Below are 24,808 nucleotides of genomic sequence, written 5' to 3'. Positions count from 1 at the left end.
CCGCCTCCTTTCCAATTAGAGTAATGGTTCTGGTTTTGTCTCTTTTCCTAAAAAGTCAATTTCGTTCCAAACTTTTAGTTCATAAGGCAACAAATTGTTGGGTTCTCCTGTTTCTAAAATCGTCAAACTACTATTATATAAGCCACCCATTTCTCTTAGTTGACTCAGTTTTTTTCCTGTCAACCATTGGATCGCCGCAGTTAATGATGCCCCATGTCCAACAAACAAGATCGGTCCATCATGTAAAGCAACGGCATCAGCCACAGCTGTTTCAATACGAGTAATGGCACATTCGATCGCTTCTCCTTTAAAAGGTGTCGGATCATAACGATCTAAGTGGTTACGTAGATTGGGAAGGTTTTCCGGATATCGTTCGTACATTTCATCAATTGATTGACCTTCTAATTCTCCTAAACCCAATTCTCTTAATTTATCAGTATAAATAATTTCGACTGGATGCGCTAATTCTTGGTTGATCCCTTCGGCTGTGTCACGGGCACGCTTAGCGGTACTTGAATAGATTGCTTTAAATGGTACATACTTCACTTTTTTACCAAATGCTTTGATTTCCTCATAGCTTTCAGGTAAAAGTGGTGAGTCGCCTTGGCTTCCTTGAAAACGGCGTTCGAGATTCCATTGTGTTTTTCCATGTCGGGTAAAATATAATTCCATTTATATCGGACTCCTTATAGGCTCATTTAGACAAAGATGATGCTGCTATTTTATAAAATTTGTTCCTTAAAAACAAAGAACTCCTTCAATAAAAAGTCCTTGTGATTATTCGTATTGAATCAGAATACTTTGAAAATGACCTCTTGATAAACGGTATTTTCCAAGTTGATTCTGTGCATTAAGTCTAAACCAAGTAAAACATGAAAAGCTGTTTTTCTTTGTTTATCCTTAATGCTTAAATCAGAGCACTTGAAAGATGACCTCTAGTCTAGTTTATCATTTTCATAATGGTGCGTTAACTCTAAATTAGGAAATCCTTGTTGGCGCAATGCTTCATAGACGATCATTGCAGCCGTATTTGAGAGATTCAATGAACGGACATGTTCGTCATTCATTGGGATTCTTAAACATTTTTCTTCATTTTCACGCATAAATTCTTCAGGTAATCCTTTTGTTTCCTTGCCGAATAAAAAGAAATGGTCTTCTCCATCAGCGAAATTTTCGTCACTATATACTTTATGGGCAAACTTCGATACCAAATGAAGTTTACGTTCCCCTAAATAAGCCATAAAAGCATCTAAATTTTGATGATAGGTAATATTGACATCGTTCCAATAATCCAATCCTGCACGTTTTAGATGTTTATCATCTGTTGAAAATCCTAACGGTTCAATCAAGTGCAAGGGCGTATTGGTTGCTGCACAAGTTCGGGCAATGTTTCCAGTATTTGCTGGAATCAATGGTTCAAATAAAACGATATGGTTCATTAAGATCCATCCTCTCATCTATATGTTAACTAACTAGTAGTGATTTTGGCATAAAAAAAAACGTATCAACTCGGTGTCAGTCACTGCGAGTCGTTACGTTAGTGAAGCTCTTCTCACTAACTTTTATCAGAACAGGAACCTGATAAAAACCAATGAAAAAACAACTTGTCGTTACTATATCATCAACAAACTCTTTTTGCAACCTTTAGAAATGAATAATTTCATTGCAATCGTTTTCTCTTATTTCCTTTTAATAATTCTACGTCAATTGTAATCTTTTTCAAAGGATTCTGGTACACACGCTCTTTGACGTCTTGACTGACTTGCCATTCGAGCGGAGACATCGCTAACAAATCTTGCCGATTTTTTTCTGGGATATCAAATTCGTAGGTAACACGCCGACGTTCAGTCAATTCTAGGGACTCCGCAAACTTAGCCACCACTCGTTCATTTGAATACTGTTGTTTCTCAGGCTGGTCTGGATAAAACGCTTGGCGTAATTCTTTTAAATAATCTTGTTGCGGAACGATTTTCAAGACTTCCCCATCATCGGTTAGCACACGTTGAAATTCTTTATAGTGAGAAGGCGAAAAAATATTTAGAATTGTAGTAAATGTTTGGTCTTCAAAAGGAAGATTGGTTAAATCTGCTACACACCAAAACGCCTCGACCGGCTGAGCAGTAGCCGCATAAACACCTTCTTTAGAAAGATCAAAACCTACGGCCTTTTTCAATGGTTGCAGTCGTGCTAATTCATTTAAAAAGCTTCCTTCGCCACAGCCAACATCTAAGACCTCTGATCCCTGCGATACTTGTTGTGCTAACAAGTCGATCACAGGCTGATACATACCTGCTTGGATCATTCTACGTCTGGGATCAAACATACTCTGATCATATTCCGTTTTTACCCCATGAGATAAAAAGTAAAGCGTGCCTTTTTTGGATAAGTCGAAGCGATGGTTCTGATGACAAACCAAACCGTTCTCAGTGACTGCTACTCCAGCATGGCAAAGTGGGCATCGGAACAGCTGTTGATTTCCCTTTAAAAATTGGCGACCTTGATCAATTTTTTTTAACATATTTTTTGCTCATTTCTTGTTTTAATCGTTGAATATTGCTTTATTCCCTTTTCATCTTACCGTTAGAAGAAAACTTTAGCAACTACAAAAAATATGGTACAATTTTAGAAGAAGAAGGCGAATGATAAAGGAGCAGGCAAATGATCAAAGAATTTTGTGCAGAAAATTATACTTCCATTCCTCTAGCAATTGCTAAGGGAGCGAACCGGATCGAATTATGCGATAACTTAGCTGCTGGCGGAACCACACCTAGCACCGGAGTGATCGAAGAAGTTTTAAGCTATGCCAATGAAAAAGAAGTACCTGTAATGACAATTATCCGACCACGAGGTGGCGATTTTGTCTATAATGATATTGAATTAAAGATCATGCATACTGATTTAATCGAAGCGAAGAAATTAGGTACAGATGGCGTAGTTATAGGCTGTTTGACTCCTTCAAATTGGATCGATGAAGAGGCAATGGAATTATTGATCGAAACCTCAGAAGGTCTACAAATCACGTTCCACATGGCTTTTGATTGTATCCCGCAAGAACGGCAATTTGAAGCAATTGATTGGCTGGTTGAACACGGTGTAGACCGTATTTTAACTCATGGTGGAGATGCGAACGCACCAATTGAAGCCAATTTTGACCATTTAAAAAAATTGATTGCTTATGCTGACGGACGTCTGATCATCTTACCTGGTGGCAAGATCGATTACAAAAATGCAGAACATGTTGCCAAAGAACTAGGCGTGAATGAAGTTCATGGAACAAAAATCGTTTCATTCGACTAAATTTTTTCTAGTAATAATAAAAACGTAAGAAGCAAGTTGATTACTTTGCTCCTTACGTTTTTTATTTTTATCACAGACTTGTTGCACCATCTCAAAAGGAATGGCTACATAAAATACCCCATAAACAATGAAGCGATGTTGAAATAGATCAAGACACTAGTCAAATCACTCAAGGTGGTAATAAAAGGACCACTAGCCACGGCAGGATCAAACCCTAAGCGATCCATCAACATCGGAATCAAGCTTCCTGCCAAGTTGGCTACAGTAATCGCAAATAACATGGCAATCCCAATCACAAAGCCTAAAATAAAGTTATGCTTCCAAATTCCTACAATCAAAAAGATCGTCAAGCCAGTGATTGCCCCTGTCACAAGTCCTGTGAGTACTTCAGCTAGAATCAAACGGACAAAACCAGCATCTTTGTCGTCAGAAACAGCCAAACGGCGAACTGCAACCGCCAATGATTGGGTGCCAGCATTCCCCGCAGTTCCGGTGATCAACGAAATGAAGACGGCTAAAATACTTGCTTCACTCACCAGTTCTTCGTAATGGCTGATCAACGAAGCCGTAGACATCCCTAAAAATAATAAGGTGATCAACCAAGGAAGACGTCTAGCAGCTGACTTCACGGGATTTTCATTGATTTCCTCAACATTGACCCCTGCCAAACCAGAGTAATCACTTGCAGCCTCATCATCAATAACATCAATAATATCATCAACTGTTACGATCCCCAGTAGATGGTCATCGTAATCTGTTACGGGTAATGCTAGAAAGTCATAATCACGAAAGGTTTGCGCGACATCTTCTTGGTCATCCCCCACATGGACGGATAACACACGTTCGCTCATCAAGTCAGAGATCATTGCATCATCATCATTAACGATCAAATCCCGCAATGAAATAACTCCAACCAATTGTTCTTCTTGATTGACGACATAGATATAGTAAATGGTTTCAGCTACATCTGCTTCGTTTTTTAAGACATACATCGCAGAACGAACCGTTTGATTCGCCACGATCGAAACAAATTCGGTCGTCATGATCGCGCCAGCTGTTTCATCTTCATAGTGTAATAACTCTTTGATTTCACTAGCATCGTCAGTAGTCATTAAACTTAAATATTTAGCGACTTGTTTTTTATCTAAGGTATTTAGCAAATCTACTGCATTATCGGTATACATTTCTGAAAGCATTTCTGCAGCATAACTCGGACGCATTTCAGCTAAATACTCTTTCATATATTCATTGTCTTCTTCAATCACATCAAACATATCTGCCAATTCTTTAGGAGATAAGTAGGAATAGATCAGTTGACGATCCTCTTCGTTCAGAGATTGATAGAATTGCCCCTGCTCATAAATATGCATTTCCAGGAAACTATTTCTAAATTCCTGTAGGTTATTTTCTCTTAAATCCTGGAGTAACTGGGCAAATCGTTCCTCTAGTTCTTGATTTTCATCCAACTTTATCTCACCTCACCCTAACTTTCAAAATGCTGGAGAACAGTCGCCATATCTTTAGCCAAAGGCTGTTTAAATTCCAATCGTTCCTGTGTAAAAGGATGATCAAAACGCAGGTCGTAACAATGTAAAGCTTGTCTTGCTATTCCAAGATCCATACGCCCACCATACATTTCATCTCCTAATAGCGCACAGCCAATTTCTGAAAAATGAACTCTGATTTGATGGGTTCTCCCCGTATGCAGTTGGATATCTACCAAAGCAACCTCTGCGGTGTTTTTCGTTAACCAATATTCGGTTTGTGCGCTTCGCCCAGCTGTCGAAACCATCCGTTTCAGTAAAGAAGATTGGTCTCTCGCAATTGGAAGGTCAATCCAGCCGTGAGGTGCTAATTTAGTTATTTCGCCACTCACAAGTGCTTGGTATTTCTTCACAAATCGTTTTTCTCGAAGCTGTACATCTAACTTTGCATGAGCAAAGCCATGTTTGGCAAACAACATCAACCCAGAAGTATCCCGATCTAGTCTTGTCACCACATGAATGACTTGATTTTCGTAACCTTGTCGTTTGTAATAAGCTTTTACTCGATTAGCCATCGTATAGTTTGGATGATATTGTGCTGGAATCGAAGAGACGCCAGCTGGTTTATTCACAACTAAAAGATGTTCATCTTCGTAAACGATCTCGATCGGTGTTTCATCTAAAAGTACCGTTTCGTGTTCGCCTTCTGCTGGAATGACAATCGTTACCTTATCATTGTACGATAGAGAAAACAAGACATTTTCAGTTTGACCATTTACTTTGATCTCGCCACCTTGAAATTTGATTTTCGCTAACAACCCTTTAGAAATTCCTTTTTCTTTTAAAAAATATTTTATCTGCTGCGGATGATTTTTTTCATACGTCCACACAAATTCCATGTTATCCCTCACCAATAAAGGAATCTTTTACACGATGCCAAAAATGCATATGGCGATAAGAAGCAAAATGAATTCGCTCTTTTGCAATGCGATAATAGATGGAACGAATATTCGATTCCTTAATATCCAATTGGTCGACTGTAACAAGATAATCCTCTGTATTTTCTAATTTGATTTCCAGCCATTCGTCTTGTGCGATGACCATAGGCGAACCGAGTGTACGAAAGACTCGATTATTTAATGAAGCAATTTCAGTTAACTGAAAGGCATTGATACTCGGATGAATAACTGCCCCGCCGATACTTTTATTATAAGCGGTTGAACCTGTTGGCGTAGACACAGCCAATCCGTCCCCTCTGAAACTTTCAAACAATTCATTTTTGATATATACATCGGCAACCATCGTCCGATTTGATCGTTTAATCGTGGATTCATTCAAAGCCAAGAAATGTTTTGCCGGCTTATCATCTAAATAACTGATCTTTATATCGAGCAAAGGATAACTTACACTTTGTTCTTGATTGGTCTGTAAGCTATTGACTAATTCTTCCAATTCATAGTCACGCCAATCCGTATAAAAACCTAAGTGCCCTGTATGGACCCCTAAAAAACGAACTTCATTTAATAGATGGCTATACTTGTGAAAAGCGGACAATAACGTCCCATCACCACCTACAGAAATCACTAAATCGGGGCGTTGTCCGTCGATTTGAATAGCCGATTGTGTCAAAAGAGCTTTCAATCGTTCGGTAACTTCAATTGTTTTCGCTTCTTGGTTATGAACGATCGCTACTTTCATCCGTGACCTCCTCATTTTTCTCTCGATTTAATACGGTACGATAGTAAACGTCATCTCGTTTTCCTCTTCCATGGGAAAATAGACGTTGAGCTTCTTGGATTTCTTCCCGAATATTGGACATTTCTTCGTCCAATTGATAAGCCGCTTCTGCCGCACGTTGGAGTCTTTCACTCATTTCTTCAGGAAACACGCCTTGATATTTATAGTTCAATGAGTGTTCGATTGTCGCCCAAAAGTTCATAGCTAACGTCCGGATTTGAATTTCAGCTAAAATTTTCTTTTCGCCACTGATCAACTGAACAGGATACTCAATCACTAAATGATACGAACGATACCCACTGGCTTTTTTATTTGTAATATAATCTCTTTCTTGAATCACTTTCATATCTTTTCTTTTACGAATGATATCTACTACTTGGTGGATATCTTCTACAAACTGACACATGATTCGTAATCCAGCAATATCAGACATTTCTTCTTCTAAACGGCTCATCGGAATATGACGCAGCTGTGATTTTGTCACAATGCTATCGACTGGTTTGACTCGTCCAGTAACAAACTCAATCGGAACATGTCGGTTTTGTTCTCTGAATTGCTTACGGATCCCGCGTAACTTTACTTTTAATTCTGATACTGTTTGTTCATACGGTGCTAAAAACTCTTCCCAATCTCGTTCCATCGCTGATCCCTCTACTTCGTTAACATTCTTTTCTATTTTAACATATAAATGAAGTTTTTTTGTACCTCTCGGCTTTTTGTATTGACCAAAAAGGAAAAATTAGGCAGAATGAATGAAAGGGGCGATCATTATGTCTGAAATGTTAGAAATTGAATACAAGTCCATGCTGACGCAACAAGAATATAGTCAATTGATCCAGTATTATCAACTAAAACCAGAAGATTTTACGGTTCAAACGAATATCTATTTTGATACACCAGATGGACAATTAGCACAAAAAAATTGTGGATTACGCATCCGATTACTTGAAGATCGGGCAGAATATACACTAAAAACACCTGCAAAAGAAGGAAAACTTGAAACCACTGATACTTTAAGCAAAGAGGAAGCACTCTCTTTCATTGAGCAACGTCAATTGCCACGTCAGGGTGCTGTTTTTCAAAAATTGTTAGAATTGGCTGTTCCTTCGGATGAATTGGGCAAAATTGGAGACATTACTACCAAACGTGCGGAATTTCACATTGAGGAAGGTCTTTTAGCGATTGATGAAAGTTTTGGAGAACAATTACATGATTTTGAACTGGAGTTAGAAGTATCTGATGCTACTCTTGGTAAATCTGCCTTTTTAGCGTTTTTGGAAAGACATTCTTTCCCTTATCGACCAGCTAAAAATAAAATTCAACGGATGCTAGCAGCGAAAAATTAAAGTTCTATCATTTTCACAAGGCACTTGAGTTCATTTTTTATCATTTTTCTGTTAAGTTATACGTTGTGAATAAAAGAATTCACGAGTTGTATAGAATCTATTTTGGGGGAGATTCATATGATCGAAATTTATTTATTTGTTAATCCTTTGGGGAAACATTGTTTTACACTAGAACAACAGTTATTACAATTTATTGAAGAAGAGTACGGAAAAACATCCAAAGAAAAGATGCAATTTCGTTTTCTGCCTTTAGTTAATTTGCAGACAATTGGGGATGTCATGCAACGTAACGGAATTTCTCAAAACGACCTCGTTACGCGTAACCACTTATTTTCAACTACCTATTCTGCTGCGTTAGACTGTAAAGCGGCACAGTTTCAAGGTAAGAAAAAAGGACGTCAATTTTTGATCAAAATGCAAGAAGCTGTAGGTTGTAATAAAGTACCGTATTCTCCAGAACTTGCTGAATCACTTTTTGCAGAAGTCGGCGGCGATATCGAGATGTTCAAAGAAGATCGTCAATCCGAGTTTGTTAAAGAAGTTTTTTTCTCTGATCAAAAAATTGCTCGAGAAATGGGCATCACCAAACATCCTTCTGCTGTAGTGTATAACTACTCCTGTGAACAAGACTTCGGTGTCTTAATTGAAGGCACAAATACAGTCCGAAAAATAAAAGAACTTTGTAAGACTAAAAATGATTCTTATCAAATTTTTGATGGTGAACATTTACATACAAATGATTCTCGCTTACAACCAGGAAGTAGCCATTTATATTTACTCTCTAACTAATCATGTCAAGAACCATTCGTTTCACTAACTAACCGTTTTTCAAGTACTTAGATCGCTAAGTATTCGAAAAACGGTTATTTGGTGCTTGTAGAAAAATATGGGAATCTTTACCAACATGGACTAATAGCATCGTCTGAGGTTGAGTTAAAAGTGTGTAGCATCAAGAAATAAGAAAGTGTTTTTCGAAAAACGAAAAAAAGCAATCGCATCCTTCAGAAAATAGCTGATGCCATTTTCGACCGATACGACTGCTTTTTTTAATGAGACTGGGACAAAAGCAGCATCTTCGGAAAATTTGCCGAAATTTACCAAAAATTTGAGAAGCACCAAGTAGGTAACAATCAACATCAAAAACTAGTTTTTGTGTTTCTTGTCAATTTCGGAAATTCCTTCTTATTTCTTGATGCTACACACTATTCTCTCAACCTCTTTCAGATTAGTTTGCTAGTGCTTCAACGATTGCTTCGTTAAATGCTGGAATATCATCAGGATTTCGGCTAGTAATCAAGCCTCGATCAATTACCACTGGCTCATCCTTCACGACGGCACCGGCATATTCGATATCTGGACGTACCGTATCATAAGCTGTCATTGTCCGTCCTTCAGTTAAACCTGTTTGAATAAATAATTGTGGACCGTGACAAATTGCAAATAACGGTTGATCATTTTTTAAAAAGTAAGAAACAAAATCAACGAATCGTTGATCTGCTCGTAATTGATCCGGTGAAAATCCCCCTGGTATCAATAGCGCATCGAAGTCTTCAGGAGAAACATCTGCAATACTTTGTTCGACTGTGAATTCTGCGCCTTTTTTTCCTTTGATTGTTTGATTTCCTTCAAACCCAATCAAAGTCACTGTATGTCCAGCTTTTTCTAGTGCTTCTTTCGGTGACGTTAGTTCCACATCTTCAACTAAATCTGTAACGATTGCTGCAACTTTTTTTGCCATTTGTTCTCTTCCTTTCTTATCGCTTAATTCAAGCCTAAAGGAATTTATTCAAGTGTGCAAATCATCTGTTTGGACTAAAGATCGGTTTTTGTCTCCGTCCATCTTGTTTCTTTTAGTCATTCATCGATGTGATAAACCGGATAACAACCAACCAAATGCGTAGGATAGCCTTGCTCTTTTAGCACTTCAATCAGCTCATTCACCTTGTCGATCTTGTCATCGATAGCAACATCGATAACAAAAAAGTATTCGCCTAACCGCGTTTTTTGTGGGCGTGATTCGATTTTTGTTAAATTCACTTGATTATTAGCAAAGACCGAAAGAACTTGATAAAGCGCCCCAGGTTTATTTTCTGGCAAATCCACAAAGAATGTCGCTTTATGACTGTTTTTTTGTAATTTTGCATCAACAGGCGCGGCACTTAGAACCCAAAAACGGGTCTCATTAGTTGCAATGGACTGGATATCTGATTGCACGATGGTCAACCCAAATTCGTTTGCAGCTTCTTTGGAGCCGATCGCACCTAGACATTCTTCTGGATGGGTTGCTACTTGCTGGGCTCCTTGGGCAGTGGAACCTACTTGTTCAATCTCGACCTTTGGAAAATTTGCCCGTAGAAAAAGTTGTGATTGGGCTAATGCTTGCGGATGACTACAGATCTTTGTGATATTTCGCCAGTTGGCTTGTTGGGTCGGATGGACCATCAATTGTTGTCGGATCGGCAGAACGATTTCTCCTTGAATAGAAGGTAATGTCTCATACACATGATCAAGTGTTGGCAAAACAGAACCTTCAATCGTATTTTCGATCGGCACCATTGCATAAGTAATCTCTTTTTCTAATTGTGCATCGATCAAATCAATCAAGGAATCATAAGAAAGAAAAGTACCTTGTTTGAAATAACGTGTGGCTGCACTATAAGTAAAGGAACCTTTAGGACCTAGATACCCAATTTTCATCATTATTTTCTACCCACTTTATGATTTCTGTGATAATTTCGTCTGGCGATTTCTTAGACGTATCTATCGTGATTTTTGCTAAACTTTTGTATATTTTTTCCCGTTCCCACATGATCTCACGTAGTTTTGTGTCACTATTCTTTAACGCTAACGGTCGAATATTTGTTTGATCTTGTCGTATCCGTTCGATCAAGATATCGGCTTCTCCTTTTAAATAAATGACTTGTTGCTGTTTTAATAGTTCCTGATTTTCTTTCTGTAAGACAACCCCGCCACCAGTAGCGATCACTGCCTTTTTTTGTAAAATTGTTTTTAAAAGAGCGGTTTCGTGGTCGCGAAACGCGGCTTCTCCGAAGATAGCAAAGTATTGCTCAATGGAACAGCCTAATTGTTGAACTAAATAGTCATCCATATCAATGACTGGTTGATCCAATCGAGCCGCTAGTTTCTTACTGATCGTCGTCTTACCAGCGCCCATAAAACCGATCAATACAAGTGACGTCATGATGGGTCCTCCTGAACCAATTTGGCTAGATCCGTAAAAAATTCAGGATATGAAATATTGACTGCTTCAGGATTGAGTAATTCGACAGGTTCTGCGGTTAGTAAAGCGGCGATTTGTAACATCATCCCAATTCGATGGTCCCCATGGCTATCCACTGTCGCTCCATGTAAAGGTGTTGGTCCGTGAATAATCAAACCATCTTCTGTCGGTTCAATGTTCGCACCCATTTTCGTTAATTCTTCCGCAGTTGCATCAATCCGATTCGTTTCTTTGACTTTTAATTCCTGAGCATCACGAATGATGGTTGTGCCTGTTGCTTGAGTAGCAGCTAATGCAATGATCGGTAACTCATCAATCAAGCGTGGGATGATTTCTCCTTGGATCTCACAAGCATGGAGTTGCGCAGAACGGACAATCAAATCTGCTGCTTGATTTTGCTCATCCAGCTGTCTTTCTTCAATATTAGCACCCATTTGCATCAACACATCGAGAATCCCTGTCCGTGTCGGATTGATTCCTACTTGTTTTAAGAGGACTTCACTGTTTGCTAAAATACTTGCTGCGACGAGATAAAACGAAGCCGAAGAAATATCCCCTGGGACAGTGACTTCTTGTCCGATCAACTGTTGTGGTCCAGCAACTAGAATTTCTTTTCCTTCTACTTGGATCTTCCCACCGAATTGTTTGATCATCTCTTCGGTATGGTTCCTTGACTGTTCTTTCTCGATGATTTTAGTGGTCCCTTCGGCTTGTAAAGCTGCAAAAAGGATAGCAGACTTCACTTGCGCACTAGCAATGGGCATGTGATACTCGATCCCGTGCAATGTATTTCCAGTTACTTTTAGTGGAGGAAATTCAGCTTCGACCGTTCCTTGTAAATCAGCACCCATCTCACGCAATGGCTTCATCACACGTTCCATCGGACGGCGATTCAAAGAAGCATCCCCTGCAATCTCAGAAGTAAATGGACAGCCTGCTAAAATTCCTAATACTAAGCGCATCGTTGTGCCAGAATTTCCTGCATCTAGCCTAGAAGATGGTGCTGTTAATCCTTCAAATCCTTTTCCTTCAATCATGATTTGTTCATTTTTTTCGGTAATACGTACCCCTAATTGCTTAAAAACTGCAATCGTACTTAAACAATCTTCAGCTTTTAAAAAATTGTTGACGATCGTAGTTCCTTTGCTGATCGCACCAAACATGATGCTGCGATGGGAAATCGATTTATCAGCAGGAATCACTAATTCTCCATTGATCCCATTTTTAGCTGTCAATAGTTTCATGACTTCAACTCCTTATCCAACAATGAAATTTTTCGGCTTCGATCAGCTTCTGTCCTTTAAGTAAATCCGCTTGATTTTTAAAAGACAACTCTAACACACCAAAAATATCTTCTCTTGTTTCTTGGATGCTCAAATTAATAATGGAAAGATTTGCCTGACTTAGTACGTTAGTAACTTTTGCGACAGCACCAGCGATATCGGGAATATCGACATATAAATCATAAAAAGCTGGAATCGCTCCTTGTTTTTTCCGGGGCAACTGATCCCGTGTTTGTTTTGCCTGCACAAAGAACTCTTGAATTGCCGATTGGTTTTGATCAATCAGTTCCTGTTTTAACGTTTCCATTGCGTCTTGCCAGTCTTCCATCAACTGAATCATCATTTCTTGGTTCGTCATTAAAATATCCGTCCACATTTGGGGATCTGATGAAGCAATCCGTGTAATATCCCGGAATCCGCCAGCGGCTAATTGTGAGGCACGTGGATATTTTTGATTCAGCTGCTCACTGATTTGTACTAATCCTGAAGCGACAATATGTGGCAAATGACTTAGCACCCCAACGATCTCATCGTGATCTTTGGCAGTTAAGCGAACAAACTTTGCTCGAGTAGGACGTAGTAAAGCGATCAGTTCTTCTGTACGTTCACTTTGACAGTCATCCGTTACGATATAATACGCTTCTTCAAATAAATACGGATTGCCTGCTTTTACTCCTGATTTATGTGAACCAGCCATCGGATGCCCACCAATAAAATCAAATGGGAGTTGCTTCGCTAGCGCCATTATCGTCGCTTTCGTACTTCCGGTATCACTTACTAATACTGTTTCTTTCAAGGGAAGTGTCGCCAAACAGTTGAGATACTCCAAGCTAACTTGAACTGGAACGGCAAGGATAATCACATCCATTTGACTAGCTGCCTCGATCCCTATGACAACCTGATCGACTAACTGTGTTTTTTCCGCTATTTCTCTTGTTTCTTCTGAATGATCCCAGCCATAAAGGGTAATTGCTGACCCTTTGATCGCTCGGCATAAGGAAGCGCCAATCAGACCCAATCCTATGACAAACACCTTTTTTTTCATCGCTACCTCCGATTAGAATTCTTTGGTCATTTGGCGGTGATTTGCAACGGCTTTTTTTAATTCTTGCATATTATCTGCTGGAAAATGCTCAAGTATCTCGCGAACAAGAGTGGTCGCAATCACATGCTCTGCGACGACTGAAGCTGCTGGAACTGCCGTACTATCGGAACGTTCCACACTAGCTTTATAAGGTTCTTTAGTATCGATGTTCACGCTCATGAGAGGTTTATATAAAGTAGGAATTGGTTTCATCACGCCCCGAACAATAATCTGTTCTCCGTTGGTCATTCCACCTTCAAAGCCACCTAAATGATTACTTGCTCGGTGATAGCCGCTTTCGTCCCAAGTGATTTCATCCATCACCTGTGATCCTGGTAACGAAGCAGCTTCAAACCCAATTCCAAATTCGACTCCCTTAAAAGCATTGATGCTTAACATCGCTTGAGCTAACTTACCGTCTAATTTTTTATCCCACTGTACATAGCTCCCTAACCCTGCTGGTACATTTTCGACCCGAACTTCCACTACACCTCCCAAAGTGTCTCCTGCTTTTTTAGTAGCATCGATCAAGGCTTTTACTTCCTCTTCAATCATTAGATCTACCATGTTCACTTCGGAAATAGTCGTCTTTTCTTTGATTTCTGTCACGGTCAAATTCTCTGGCACATTCGCTTTGATTCCTCCAAGGATCGCTACATGACTAGCAATCTCTATATCTAAAGCAGCTAAAATCTGTTTTGCTAGTGCCCCGATTGCTACTCGCATCGTCGTTTCTCTTGCGGAAGAACGCTCTAATACATTTCTAAGATCATGGTGTTGATACTTCATACCACCAACTAAATCGGCATGACCTGGTCTTGGTTTAGCCACTCGTCGTAGATTTTCTTCTTTTTCAGAAACTGGAGTAACTGACATCACCGTTTGCCAGTTCTTCCAATCTTTGTTCGTGACAGTCATTGTGATCGGTGAGCCTAATGTTTTGCCGTGACGAATACCCGATGTGATTGTCACTTGATCTTTTTCAATCTTCATGCGCCCACCTCGACCATAACCACCTTGTCGTCTAGCTAATTCTTGATTGATTGCCTCAATCGATAAGGTTAAGCCTGCTGGAACTCCTTCAATAATCGCTGTCAAATTAGGCCCATGTGATTCTCCTGCTGTTAAGTAACGCATTTACTCACCTTCTTCTAAATAATTTTTGATTGCTTCGATTGGGATCGATTGGATTTTTGCCTGACCGATTTTTTCTAATAAAATAATTTTCAACTGTTTTCCCCGGGCTTTTTTATCATGAGTGATCGCCTGGAACAACGCCTGTTCATCCCATGGTTCGTAAGAAATGGGCAACTGATACTTTTGGATCATCTTGATAAGTTGTTGCGTCGTTCCTTCAGGTGTTTCTTTCCTTTTTTCAGCATTCCGACTGATTTGTACCATGCCGATTGCCACTGCTTCTCCATGACTAATCTGTCCATATCCCGCTGTTTGCTCGATAGCGTGTCCGATCGTGTGACCAAAGTTGAGGAACAAACGACTGCCTTGATCAAATTGATCTTCTTCTACTACTTCTTTTTTTACACGTAAAGCTTTTTCGATCACTAGCTCGCTATGTGCTACTAAATCAGCTACATCAATAAAACGAGCTAACTCTCTCCAAAGACTTTCATCCTTGATCGCACCACACTTGATGATTTCTGCAATTCCTTCTTGGATCCTTTTTACTGGTAATGTCATCAGCGTTTCTGGATCAATCAACACACCGTCTGGCTGTGCAAATGTGCCAATCATATTTTTGGCGTTTGGTGCATTGACTGCTGTTTTGCCACCTATGCTTGAGTCTACTTGTGCCAATAAGGAGGTAGGAATCTGTACAAAAGAAATTCCTCTCATGTAAGTTGATGCCACAAAACCAGCTAAATCGCCTACAACACCGCCACCTAGAGCAATAATGCCATCACTTCTCGTCAATTGTTCAGTGGCTAGAAAATCATATAATTTAGCAGCCATCGACAGTGATTTACTTTCTTCGCCAGCCGGAATAACATAATTCACAACCTCATACCGATCGGCTAATTGTTGTTGTATCTTTTGACCATAAAGCGGAAAGACATTTTCATCACTAATGATCGCAATTTTCTTTTCTTGCCATAAACCGGAAAGCCAATCTGCGACTTGATCTAGTGCGTTTCGCTGGATGATGATCTCATAGCTTTTTTCGGGTAAGACAACTTCTAACATCCGTGTTTCTCCTCTCTATAAAGCGTTGATTTTCTTCATCGCTTCTACTAAGATGTCCACTTCATTCATCATTTTCAGGTAGTTTTTCTCATTCAATGACTGCTGTCCATCAGACCAAGCATGAATCGGATCAGGATGGATCTCTACAATCATTCCATCTGCCCCACTAGCAACACCTGCTCGTGCCATTGGTGTCACTAAGTCCCAGACACCCGTTCCATGACTTGGGTCAACGATGATCGGGAAATGACTTAATTTTTTGATCAGTGGTACGGCACTTAGATCGAATGTATTTCTAGTAGCTGTTTCGTAAGTGCGGATCCCGCGTTCAATGAAGATGATGTTTGAATTGTTTTGAACTGCAATGTATTCAGCAGCATTTAACCACTCTTCGATCGTACCTGAGATGCCACGTTTTAAGCCAATTGGTTTTCCTGTTCGTCCTACAGCTTCTAATAAACGGAAATTTTGCATATTTCGTGCGCCGATTTGAATGATATCTGCGTATTCACTGACCACATCGATATGCGCTTCATCCATCACTTCGGTAATCACTTTCAAGTCATAATGATCCGCAGCTTTACGCATCATTTTCAACCCTTCTTCACCTAATCCTTGGAAAGCGTATGGTGACGTTCTTGGTTTGTAGGCACCACCACGTAAGATTTTAGCACCACCAGCCTTAGCCATTCGTGCTGTCTCCATGATTTGCTCCTCCCCTTCGACAGAACAAGGACCAGCCATTGTCACAAAGCTCCCATCACCGATTTTCACTCCAGCTACATCAACGATCGTATCTTGAGGATGAAATTCTCGTGACGTCAATTTATACGTATTGGTAATCGGTACGGCACGTTCTACGATATCGTAGCGTTCAAATGGAACATCCCGAATTACCTTTGGATCTCCTAAAAGCCCTAAGACAAAACGATCTTTACCATGGTTGATCTGTACATCTAGCCCTTCTTCTTTAATACGTTCAATTACTTGTGTTAACTCACTTTCTTGGATACCTGGTTTAATGATTAGAATCATACAATAACTCCCTTTGTTTTTTATTTTGTGTTTCGCTTCATCGATTTCCTCGCTGTTTGATTGGATTACATAAATTCTTGCAAATCAATCGTTACTTTGCTTATACCTTGTTTGAATGCGTTTAGTTCCCCCTTTATGTAACAAAAAAAGCCCACCGTAGAAAATCCATCTACAGTGAGCCCCTGAATCAATCAAATAAAAAAGCCACTATAGATTTTTCATCTATGCGGCGAGCAAGTCATCTCAAACATCCTTAGCCATCATAGATACAAACAAACGCTGATGTTTGCACCCATAATCGTATGAATACAAACTTATCTAAAATAGCTAAAGTAATAATTATTCAGTTGTGAACTATGTGTGATTTTCATAATAATCGCTCCAAACTGATATAAGATTGAGTTTAAGTATAGAGATGTTTTTGAAAGAAGTCAAACAATTTCTTGAATAAAATGATCAAAGGGTATGAAAAAAGGGCTTTTACCTGATAAAAACTCCAATTTACCCACTAAATAGTCGCAGGAGAATGCTGAAAATACCATAGAAAAGTATCAACAGCATGTCCGGCTTCTACTTCTATAATCAAACGAGCCCAAAAGTGAGCTGAAATTGTTCTTTATTTTGAAATTTGCCCGCTCTTACAATCGTTTTTGTCCGTCTAACTTTTGGATCTCAGTAATATCTTGCGTGACTTCTAAGCACCCAAGATAATCACCTGTCTCATTTTTTAAAGCAAAGTAGCGAATATAAATTTTTCTTCCTCTCATATCAATCCAAAATTCTGCTGAATCCCTTGTTCCTGTACGGAAATCGTCAAGTATTTGTTGGACAAGATGCATGCTTTTTGGTGGATGACAGTTGACGACTTCACGACCAATGACAGAAGTAGTTCTTGGAAAGACCCGTTTCTTTCCTTCTGAGAAGAAACGAACCCGATCCTCATGATCAACAAATGTCAAATCCACAGGCAACACTTGAAACAAGGCAACTAATTGCTCCAACTGTAACGCTCCTGTCGGAAATTGCACAACTAAATCAGTCATAGGTGCTGTTTCGTCTTGAACTGCCTCTGACGTAAACTCTTCGATCCCAAGACCAGCAGCAATACCATCGGTCGTTTCTTTAGCTTTTTTAATGGCTAATTGACGAGCTGGTTCCCGTTCACTTTCGTTTTCGAGTGATTCTTGGCTTGGCTTCCATGGAAGTGGTTCAGGGATAAACGCAAAACCGATATCAAAGCTGTCATGAGCGATTTGTTCCCAATCTTTAAGGCTAAACACATCTAAGGTCATGGGTACCATGATCTCCTCTTCCTTAAAAATCATCTCTTCAATTTCTGTTTTTACTGCTTCCCATTTTTCGGATAGCGGATTATAAGCCGCTTTGTCTGTAGCTAAATAAGCATTCAGCGCTTTGATCATTTCACGGATATCATCATCTACACCCCACATCACTTTAGGTGGGGCTGAGATTCCGTATTTTTCCATATAAGAAAAGATCAACGTTTCTTTTCGTGCATAATGCTTGTCGATCTGCAATAAATCAGTCAAAGCGTGTTGCAATCGTTCCTTTTGTGACCAATCTCCTTTAGCCATTTTTGCCAATAACCCGTCAATTTCATCCGTCAGTAACGACTGCAACACTTGGTTTTCTAACTTTAAGGTATGGATCGGGTGTCCTGGTTGTGCGTGTTCATAATTGGAATGATGGATCTCATTGATCGCTCCTTTAAAAACAGCTGCATGGATATTACATAACTTTTGGATTTCTGACGGATCAAGACCGCTTTGAATCAATGCTTTTTCCGCAGCAGTGATTTCTGTAACATCGACTCCCTCAAATTCTTCATTGAACAATCGTTTTGCTTCTTCAAAAGAACCACCTTTATGTAAAAGTGACAGGATTTCAACAATCCGTTCTTGTCGTTGATTCGTGGGTTTCATTTTACCAATCCTTTCACAATAAATCCTGATGTTTCAAAGGCCGTAACAATTTGTTCTAAAGGAATTTTTTTCATTTGAGCCCCTTTAGGAATCGTCATATAGCGACCAGCAGTTTGCAACATCCCAGGTTGGTTGATGGCATTAAATCCTAGCTCTGCCATGATTTGTTTGACTTCTGGATATTCAGTAACTAATTCAAATAATGTTTTGGAAAAATCGATTTCTCTCATTTTACTTCCTCCTTCATTGAGAATCGTTCTCATTCGATCGGATTCATTATAAACGATTTTGTGCACTTTTACACGATAATTTCAAAGCAAATCTTTTTTTACCATTCTAATGATGAGTATATCTAGGCTCATTCTTTTTTCAGTGTAAAACTTCCTAATGACTTTCTGATCAGCAAAAAATAAAATAACTTTTTTTATTAACTAATGAGGTCATCCAGCTGTTTTTTCTTTCAATTAATTTTGCTTCAGATACTACCCATTTCTCTAAACGATAAAAAGACAACAATCTTCTTCTCCACTGTTTTTTACCCATTCCATCACGTTTTTTTCGTTGACACAAAACACGAACATGTGTTCTAATCAATAAGAAGAGGTGACGAATATGATTCGAAATCAAAATCCAGTCTTTGATTACACAAAAGAACCTTCGAGAGATATTCTTTGCATCGATTGTAAGTCGTTTTATGCTTCTGTTGAGTGTGCCGAACGTCATTTAGATCCTCTAACAACCAAACTCGTCGTCATGTCCTATCCGTCAGGGAAAACCGATGAACGTGGGAGTGGCTTGATCTTAGCTGCTAGTCCAGCCGCAAAAAAAGCCTATCATATTACAAATATCAGTCGAGCAAGAGATTTACCCTTTCCCTATCCCGACGATCTTTATATGGTCCCTCCACGAATGGCTTACTACATGAAAAAAAATACCGAGATCAATGCTATTTATAAAAAGTACGTGGATGAAGAGAATCACCATGTCTATTCTGTCGATGAAAGCTTTCTTGATGTCACCAACAGTTTGAAACTTTTTAAAGTCAAAAGTGCTTGGGATCTAGCTGAAATCATCTATCAGGATGTCTACCAACAAACAGGAATCCATACAACTATTGGGATTGGTGATAATCCACTACTAGCTAAGTTAGCGTTGGATAACGGTTCTAAAGGAAAAGAGCGAAAGGCCGAATGGCGCTATGCAGATGTGGCAGACAATGTTTGGCGTATTCCTTCTCTCACCGATTTTTGGGGAATTGGTCATCGGACAGCCAAACGACTCAAACGACTGGGGATTCATTCTGTTCATGATTTAGCTCATGCGGATTATTACCAACTAAAAGAAAAATTTGGAGTGATTGGCACCCAGCTTTTTGCCCATGCTTGGGGAATTGATCGAAGCTTTTTGGGAGAAGACTATACCCCCAAATCAAAAAGTATTGGGAATAGTCAAATTTTGAATCGTGATTATACAAGGCGTGAAGAACTTGAAATCGTTCTTAAAGAAATGGCTGATCAAGTCGGAACTCGTCTGCGGCGTGAACATGCGAAAGCGCAAGTTGTTAGCTTGTGGATGGGCTACTCTTTAGGTTATCGAGATCGTCTAGGGAAAACTGGATTTCATCAACAACTAAAAGTTGAGCCGACAAATTCTAGTCATGAACTCAGTCTCATTTTATTGAATCTTTTTCGTAAACATTACCAGCATCAAGACATTCGCAGTGTCGGTGTCAACTGCTCTAAACTAATTTACACAGACAGTCTGCAATTGAATCTATTTGCAGATCCCGATGAACAAGTCAACGATGCCAAAATCGATTTTGTCGTTGATCGTATTCGCCAAAAATATGGGTTCAGTGCAATTGTCCATGCCCATAGCTTATTAGAAGGTGGCCGTGCGATCGCAAGGAGTTCACTCGTTGGCGGACACGCTGGTGGTCATGCCGGTATTGAAGGTGAGGGCTATGCGTCGAACAAAAAAAGAATTTCTCGACTACAATGAATACCGAGATCGCCCATTCGGATTAAAATGGGGCACCGCATTCGCCATGGAAGAGCTAGTCACTGGAATCAAAAAAAATGAAGCATGGGCAGTGAAAGAGATTCGTCCGTTGGAACAAATGTCTCGAGAAGAAATGGATAGTGTTTTATTAGAGGCTTTTCTTTACCATAAAAAAGTAAGTCTGCAATTAAATACCAAGGATGAATTTGGCCGCTACTTAGAAAGCATCGAGGGTTTCTTTACTGGTGAAGCTTATCACGACTATTTTATCCTTGAAGAACAGACCGTTCACTGGTGTGACGTCCGACATGTTCAAATAAAACAGGAAGATAAGTGGTTTGATGTTTCCTATTTTCCCCAGTCAGTCACACAACATGAAACGTTAAGTAACCGAAGTCTTAACGAAGAGATCGTTCCGATCAAAGATGAATTTTACCAAAGTTTTCCTGAAGAAGAGTAGCGTTTTGCCATTGATCAGCATAAAATGCCTATTTCATTAAACTAGAAAGAAGTGATTTTTTGAAAACAGTCCATCAACATTTTGAAACGATCGCTATCACTGCGTTTATTGCCAAACAAGAAATCATTGTCCGCTGTAAGGATAACAACTCTTATCGAGGATTTGTCCAACGACACATGACAGAAAAAGGATTTTCCTTAGATGAGCAATTGATTCATTGGGTAGACATCGTTGAAATCCAATTGACCGATCAATACTTTCACTTTTGGGAAGATATTTTACATCTAAAGGAACCGACATCCTAACAAAGCCATATAATTGGAACACCTAATCCTATTATATGGGACGCATGGACTCCCCCAAAAAAACGTACAAGTCTTCTCGTAAGCGATAAACCTTTGATTATACGGATAAACTGCTCGTCCGTTTCATACTACAGCAAAAAATCTCAAAACCGCAAAAATGGTTTTGAGATTTTTTGCTTATGTCTAGGATGAATCAGTGAATCATTACTTAACGATCCAACTGTCTTTTTTTCAGTTGACAATGTAAAGTAACTGACTGCTTTTTCAATTTAGATATTTTTCGATCAAGTACGCTGGCGTACAGCTCCACGCATGGCAATAACTACTGATGATCGGGCTGCCATAAGGAGAAAAATCTGGTTCTTCTGGTTTAAAAGCTTCCCAAAAAGTGTCTGCTCCCAGCTGAATCATTTTGCCCCAATAGTTTTTCATTAACTGGATAGCTTCTTCTTGAAGTCCAGCTACAAATAACGCTTCGACTACATGATGATACATATAAGGTGTAGCAATCCCTGTGATCGGAAAATGATGCGCAATCATCGTCTCCAAAATTTCTCGATTCATTGGTTGATCAAAGACCTCTGCTAAAACCATCCAAACTTGACTCGCCACATTGATTTCTCCGGTTGTTTCAATAATAAACTGCTTTTGTTCTTCATCAAATAATTGTTGCTTCGCAAACGCAATCAGTTTCTCTGTTGTTTCTTGGTAATGACTCAGTTGTGGATCTTTCACTTGTTCTGCCAACTGGTTGAATCGTTTCATCGCATAGATCAACACTGCTTGCCCTGCTGTACTCTTTTCAAACTCATTCGACCAGTCGATAAATACTGGCCACTCTTCTAACAAATTCAGGCGTCCCTCTTCATCGACACATGTCAGTGCTAGTTCCATCTGCTTTTTCGCTACTGGATATAAATCCTGCAAGACAACTGAATCTTTCGTCTGATGGTAAAAATCAGCTAAGATCACTGCAAAAAACAAACTATAGTCGAATAAAAACGTATCATCTGGTGTCAATTGCGGGGCTGTGAAAACATTGGCTGGAATCTTCCCTTCACTGGTCGTCATCCCACCAAATAAATAAAGACAACGTTTCGTTAAAGCTAAATCACCGAAAGTCGCATAATTCGCCAACGCTTGTAAACGTAAATCACCAATCCATAATCGGCGATCTCGTTTGGGCCCATCTTCAAAGACTTCTTGCATGCAATCAAATAATGTTTTAACAGAAACTTGGTAGATGGAAGCAAGTTCTTCATCAGCAATCACAGGCTTTGGTAATTGGTCGAGTGACACACAACTTTCTGCGATAAAAAGCGGATCAGAAAAACTAGCTTGCCACTTGGGTGAAGTATCTAACACCTTTAGCTCAATATAACGACAGCTATATCTTCTTGGTAATTCTAAACGTGCCGGCAAAACATCAAGATGAATAAATTCTTCTTGGATCCAAGACCTTGACAACCAACCATCATACGCACTAGAATCGGTCGCAAGTTCAGCGGGTACTTCCGCAAATTTCAGTTGTAAATATAAAGGGGCATCCATTGGCGAACCAACCGAGTCAATGGACAGACTAAAATGCCCAACATAATGATCCCCTAAATCTAAGATAATCGCTTCATCTCTTTTTAAGGTATAATCAGCTAGTTGTTTGATTTCTTTGTCACTGTTAATTGCTGAATACCCATTCAAACCATGTGGGTCTTCAACGACTTCAGTGATTGCTACTGGTTCGATCTTCGTTTTCAGAAGATTTGGTACATGTTGTTGTGCTTTGGTTAGCAGTGCCTCGTCTTTCTTCCAACGCACATCTTGATTGATTTGAAAAGTAAATGCCATCTTGCTTTCTCCTCTTCTTTACTTGGTGAACGATGCAGTCATTTCTCCTTCAGTCAGCTCTTTATCCACGGGATCAATCACTGGGTATTTTTTCTGTAGACGCATCATGATCACTCCAGCAATTGTCGCTACCAAAACGATTCCCGCAAAGCCAAACATAGACGTCTGGATACGATCAGGAGCAACTAAGTAAGGGGTAACAAAAGCAAATAATCCACAACACATTCTTGAAAAACCATTGATGAACCCTTGAAGTGAAGCTCGTGTTTCTGCTGGGAAAGATTCTTGTGTCCACACTTTGTAGATTGCTTCTCCGGCTAGTGGATTCCCAAAATTATAAAAAGCAATTGTGATCGCTAATGCAATAAATCCTGCACCACCACCGATCAATGCCATACCTAACATTGCGCCAAATTGAACGACTGCCCCAATAAAGAAAGCTTTGTTTCTAAATTTACCACCTGCAACAGAGGCAAATGCAATCGTTGTTGCTAAAGAAATCACATTCAACCCGATCCCTAATCCTGTAGCTTGTGCTTGACTAGCTCCGGCATTTGTCAAAGCATAGGTTTGAAATTGTCCCCAAGTATTCGCTAAGAGGTTCCAACACACATAAAAAATCAAGATAGCGGCGAAAAAGCCAAGGTATTTTTGTTTGTTTTCCCCAAATAGTACTGTCTTGAAAGAAACTTCTTTCGAGTCGCTTGTCACTTTGGTCATTGCTTGTCGAGCAGCTCCGGCTTCATGAAATTGTCTAAACTTAGGTGAAAGTGTCCGCCATAACCAAGTGATCACTGCAAACGTAAATAAGATGGCAAAAACAATTCTTGCTCCTAACACACCTTCGATTCCCGATAAAAGAAATGAACAGATGTAAGAAATGAATATCCCCACTTGCCAAAAAATCTGTGTGGAAGAAATCAAACGAGCAGAAGTATGCTCATCAGGTGCATCATGAGAAACAACGGTCAAACTTAATGGTAAGTCTGCTCCAGATGCTACGCCCATGATAATCACGCCTAATAAGAGCATTGGGAAACTTGTGGCTAGAATACAGACCGCAGCTCCGATCGCGTAAAACAAATTGATCCAGTTAAATGAACGGATCAAGCCAAATGCTTTTGATATCTGTCCAGTAAACAGCGATCCGAAAGCGATTGCAAAAGTTAGCCCGCCAGAAACGATCCCGACTTGTCCAGTTGTCAGCTCTAGTCCCTTTTGCCAAACGGGAATCGTCGCTGAGAGTCCAACAATACAGCCAGATCCAAGCATGGAGCCAATTCCAGCAGCGACAGCTAGAGGCGAATACTCTTTGACTGTGGTAGTAGTTGATGCCTGTTGTTTCTTCATAAAAAACACTCCTTAAAATAAGTTTTATAAGTTCGAACAGTTAGAATTGTAAACGTATGAATTACTCAGGACTATAGCAAAAAAAGTGTTCTTTTTATCCAAATCACATTCGTATGCTTCAACGAATCCAACAAGCGATTCTTTTTCGAACATTCAGGAAACGAAAAGAAGGTTCACACTTATCCAATACATTTG

At 39.5% G+C, this 24,808-nt stretch carries 25 protein-coding genes; 6 read left to right on the top strand and 19 right to left on the bottom strand.

What is annotated here, in order from left to right:
- Nucleotides 1-15 precede the first annotated feature (15 nt).
- The 3 genes from IGL28_RS01825 to IGL28_RS01815 all read right to left on the bottom strand — a co-directional run bounded on the left by IGL28_RS01825 (nucleotide 16) and on the right by IGL28_RS01815 (nucleotide 2,518).
- On the bottom strand, nucleotides 16-672 hold the full coding sequence (locus tag IGL28_RS01825) for a histidine phosphatase family protein (protein WP_034699484.1): 657 nt from the start codon (nucleotides 670-672) through the stop codon (nucleotides 16-18).
- A 263-nt stretch (nucleotides 673-935) separates the two neighbouring features.
- On the bottom strand, nucleotides 936-1,439 hold the full coding sequence (gene trmL / locus IGL28_RS01820; RefSeq protein WP_081127680.1) for a tRNA (uridine(34)/cytosine(34)/5-carboxymethylaminomethyluridine(34)-2'-O)-methyltransferase TrmL: 504 nt from the start codon (nucleotides 1,437-1,439) through the stop codon (nucleotides 936-938).
- A 221-nt stretch (nucleotides 1,440-1,660) separates the two neighbouring features.
- Nucleotides 1,661-2,518: a methyltransferase domain-containing protein gene (locus IGL28_RS01815; protein ID WP_010720165.1), complete on the bottom strand. Its 858-nt coding sequence runs from the start codon at nucleotides 2,516-2,518 to the stop codon at nucleotides 1,661-1,663.
- A gap of 140 nt (nucleotides 2,519-2,658) precedes the next feature.
- Between IGL28_RS01815 and IGL28_RS01810 the strand changes: the two genes are divergently transcribed.
- Complete coding sequence (locus IGL28_RS01810) at nucleotides 2,659-3,297, top strand: copper homeostasis protein CutC (RefSeq protein WP_010720166.1); 639 nt, start codon at nucleotides 2,659-2,661, stop codon at nucleotides 3,295-3,297.
- Between the two features lie 104 nt (nucleotides 3,298-3,401).
- On the opposite strand, the gene mgtE is transcribed toward IGL28_RS01810, so the two are convergent.
- The 4 genes from mgtE to IGL28_RS01790 are packed head-to-tail and all read right to left on the bottom strand — an operon-like array spanning nucleotide 3,402 to nucleotide 7,158.
- A complete protein-coding gene (gene mgtE / locus IGL28_RS01805) occupies nucleotides 3,402-4,763 on the bottom strand; it encodes a magnesium transporter (RefSeq protein WP_010720167.1) in 1,362 nt (453 codons plus the stop codon).
- A gap of 17 nt (nucleotides 4,764-4,780) precedes the next feature.
- The gene (locus tag IGL28_RS01800; RefSeq protein WP_010720168.1) at nucleotides 4,781-5,680 is read right to left on the bottom strand and encodes an RluA family pseudouridine synthase; all 900 of its coding nucleotides are present in this window, start codon (nucleotides 5,678-5,680) and stop codon (nucleotides 4,781-4,783) included.
- A 1-nt stretch (nucleotide 5,681) separates the two neighbouring features.
- The gene (locus tag IGL28_RS01795; RefSeq protein WP_010720169.1) at nucleotides 5,682-6,479 is read right to left on the bottom strand and encodes an NAD kinase; all 798 of its coding nucleotides are present in this window, start codon (nucleotides 6,477-6,479) and stop codon (nucleotides 5,682-5,684) included.
- Nucleotides 6,457-7,158, bottom strand: coding sequence for a GTP pyrophosphokinase (locus IGL28_RS01790; protein ID WP_081127679.1), 702 nt, complete (start codon nucleotides 7,156-7,158; stop codon nucleotides 6,457-6,459). Before IGL28_RS01790 ends, IGL28_RS01795 begins: the two co-directional genes overlap by 23 nt.
- Nucleotides 7,159-7,288: 130 nt before the next feature.
- Here IGL28_RS01790 and IGL28_RS01785 point away from each other — a divergent pair, with 130 nt between their 5' ends.
- Nucleotides 7,289-7,864: a CYTH domain-containing protein gene (locus tag IGL28_RS01785; RefSeq protein WP_025480558.1), complete on the top strand. Its 576-nt coding sequence runs from the start codon at nucleotides 7,289-7,291 to the stop codon at nucleotides 7,862-7,864.
- 117 nt (nucleotides 7,865-7,981) lie between these two features.
- On the top strand, nucleotides 7,982-8,653 hold the full coding sequence (locus IGL28_RS01780; protein ID WP_034699468.1) for a ClpXP adapter SpxH family protein: 672 nt from the start codon (nucleotides 7,982-7,984) through the stop codon (nucleotides 8,651-8,653).
- 436 nt (nucleotides 8,654-9,089) lie between these two features.
- On the opposite strand, the gene IGL28_RS01775 is transcribed toward IGL28_RS01780, so the two are convergent.
- The 10 genes from IGL28_RS01775 to IGL28_RS01730 form a co-directional block, all read right to left on the bottom strand.
- Complete coding sequence (locus IGL28_RS01775) at nucleotides 9,090-9,602, bottom strand: type 1 glutamine amidotransferase domain-containing protein (RefSeq protein ID WP_010738518.1); 513 nt, start codon at nucleotides 9,600-9,602, stop codon at nucleotides 9,090-9,092.
- A gap of 116 nt (nucleotides 9,603-9,718) precedes the next feature.
- Entirely contained in the window at nucleotides 9,719-10,564 is an 846-nt protein-coding gene (pheA, locus tag IGL28_RS01770) for a prephenate dehydratase (RefSeq protein WP_034699462.1), read from the bottom strand.
- The gene (locus IGL28_RS01765; protein ID WP_081127676.1) at nucleotides 10,536-11,066 is read right to left on the bottom strand and encodes a shikimate kinase; all 531 of its coding nucleotides are present in this window, start codon (nucleotides 11,064-11,066) and stop codon (nucleotides 10,536-10,538) included. Before IGL28_RS01765 ends, pheA begins: the two co-directional genes overlap by 29 nt.
- Entirely contained in the window at nucleotides 11,063-12,349 is a 1,287-nt protein-coding gene (gene aroA / locus IGL28_RS01760; RefSeq protein WP_081204173.1) for a 3-phosphoshikimate 1-carboxyvinyltransferase, read from the bottom strand. Before aroA ends, IGL28_RS01765 begins: the two co-directional genes overlap by 4 nt.
- A 4-nt stretch (nucleotides 12,350-12,353) precedes the next feature.
- The gene (locus tag IGL28_RS01755) at nucleotides 12,354-13,433 is read right to left on the bottom strand and encodes a prephenate dehydrogenase (protein WP_081127673.1); all 1,080 of its coding nucleotides are present in this window, start codon (nucleotides 13,431-13,433) and stop codon (nucleotides 12,354-12,356) included.
- Nucleotides 13,434-13,445: 12 nt separating this feature from the next.
- Entirely contained in the window at nucleotides 13,446-14,609 is a 1,164-nt protein-coding gene (aroC, locus tag IGL28_RS01750) for a chorismate synthase (protein WP_010720178.1), read from the bottom strand.
- On the bottom strand, nucleotides 14,610-15,674 hold the full coding sequence (aroB, locus tag IGL28_RS01745; RefSeq protein WP_081127671.1) for a 3-dehydroquinate synthase: 1,065 nt from the start codon (nucleotides 15,672-15,674) through the stop codon (nucleotides 14,610-14,612). It abuts the gene before it with no gap.
- 15 nt (nucleotides 15,675-15,689) lie between these two features.
- Nucleotides 15,690-16,709, bottom strand: coding sequence for a 3-deoxy-7-phosphoheptulonate synthase (aroF, locus tag IGL28_RS01740; protein ID WP_010738525.1), 1,020 nt, complete (start codon nucleotides 16,707-16,709; stop codon nucleotides 15,690-15,692).
- Between the two features lie 638 nt (nucleotides 16,710-17,347).
- Nucleotides 17,348-18,652, bottom strand: a complete 1,305-nt coding sequence (locus tag IGL28_RS01735; protein ID WP_081127668.1) for a DUF438 domain-containing protein — start codon at nucleotides 18,650-18,652, stop codon at nucleotides 17,348-17,350.
- Nucleotides 18,649-18,882, bottom strand: coding sequence for a DUF1858 domain-containing protein (locus IGL28_RS01730; RefSeq protein ID WP_034699449.1), 234 nt, complete (start codon nucleotides 18,880-18,882; stop codon nucleotides 18,649-18,651). The genes IGL28_RS01735 and IGL28_RS01730 overlap by 4 nt, the downstream gene beginning before the upstream one ends.
- A gap of 382 nt (nucleotides 18,883-19,264) precedes the next feature.
- On the opposite strand from IGL28_RS01730, the gene IGL28_RS01725 reads away from it, so the two are divergent.
- Genes IGL28_RS01725 through IGL28_RS01715 form a run of 3 tightly spaced genes read left to right on the top strand, consistent with a single transcriptional unit; the run spans nucleotide 19,265 to nucleotide 21,418 of the window.
- Nucleotides 19,265-20,653: a Y-family DNA polymerase gene (locus IGL28_RS01725; protein ID WP_081127667.1), complete on the top strand. Its 1,389-nt coding sequence runs from the start codon at nucleotides 19,265-19,267 to the stop codon at nucleotides 20,651-20,653.
- Nucleotides 20,616-21,113: a hypothetical protein gene (locus tag IGL28_RS01720; RefSeq protein ID WP_053765838.1), complete on the top strand. Its 498-nt coding sequence runs from the start codon at nucleotides 20,616-20,618 to the stop codon at nucleotides 21,111-21,113. Before IGL28_RS01725 ends, IGL28_RS01720 begins: the two co-directional genes overlap by 38 nt.
- Nucleotides 21,114-21,172: 59 nt before the next feature.
- On the top strand, nucleotides 21,173-21,418 hold the full coding sequence (locus IGL28_RS01715; protein WP_081127665.1) for a hypothetical protein: 246 nt from the start codon (nucleotides 21,173-21,175) through the stop codon (nucleotides 21,416-21,418).
- Nucleotides 21,419-21,682: 264 nt separating this feature from the next.
- Here IGL28_RS01715 and IGL28_RS01710 read toward each other — a convergent pair whose 3' ends face one another.
- Nucleotides 21,683-23,263, bottom strand: coding sequence for an alpha-L-rhamnosidase-related protein (locus IGL28_RS01710; RefSeq protein WP_081127664.1), 1,581 nt, complete (start codon nucleotides 23,261-23,263; stop codon nucleotides 21,683-21,685).
- Between the two features lie 18 nt (nucleotides 23,264-23,281).
- Complete coding sequence (locus IGL28_RS01705) at nucleotides 23,282-24,613, bottom strand: MFS transporter (protein ID WP_053765841.1); 1,332 nt, start codon at nucleotides 24,611-24,613, stop codon at nucleotides 23,282-23,284.
- Nucleotides 24,614-24,808 lie beyond the last annotated feature (195 nt).

Origin of the sequence: Enterococcus sp. AZ077 (genome assembly GCF_051714965.1) — a bacterium.
Taxonomy (GTDB): Bacteria; Bacillota; Bacilli; order Lactobacillales; family Enterococcaceae; genus Enterococcus_B; species Enterococcus_B hirae.
This window is presented reverse-complemented; position numbering and strand designations above follow the sequence as displayed.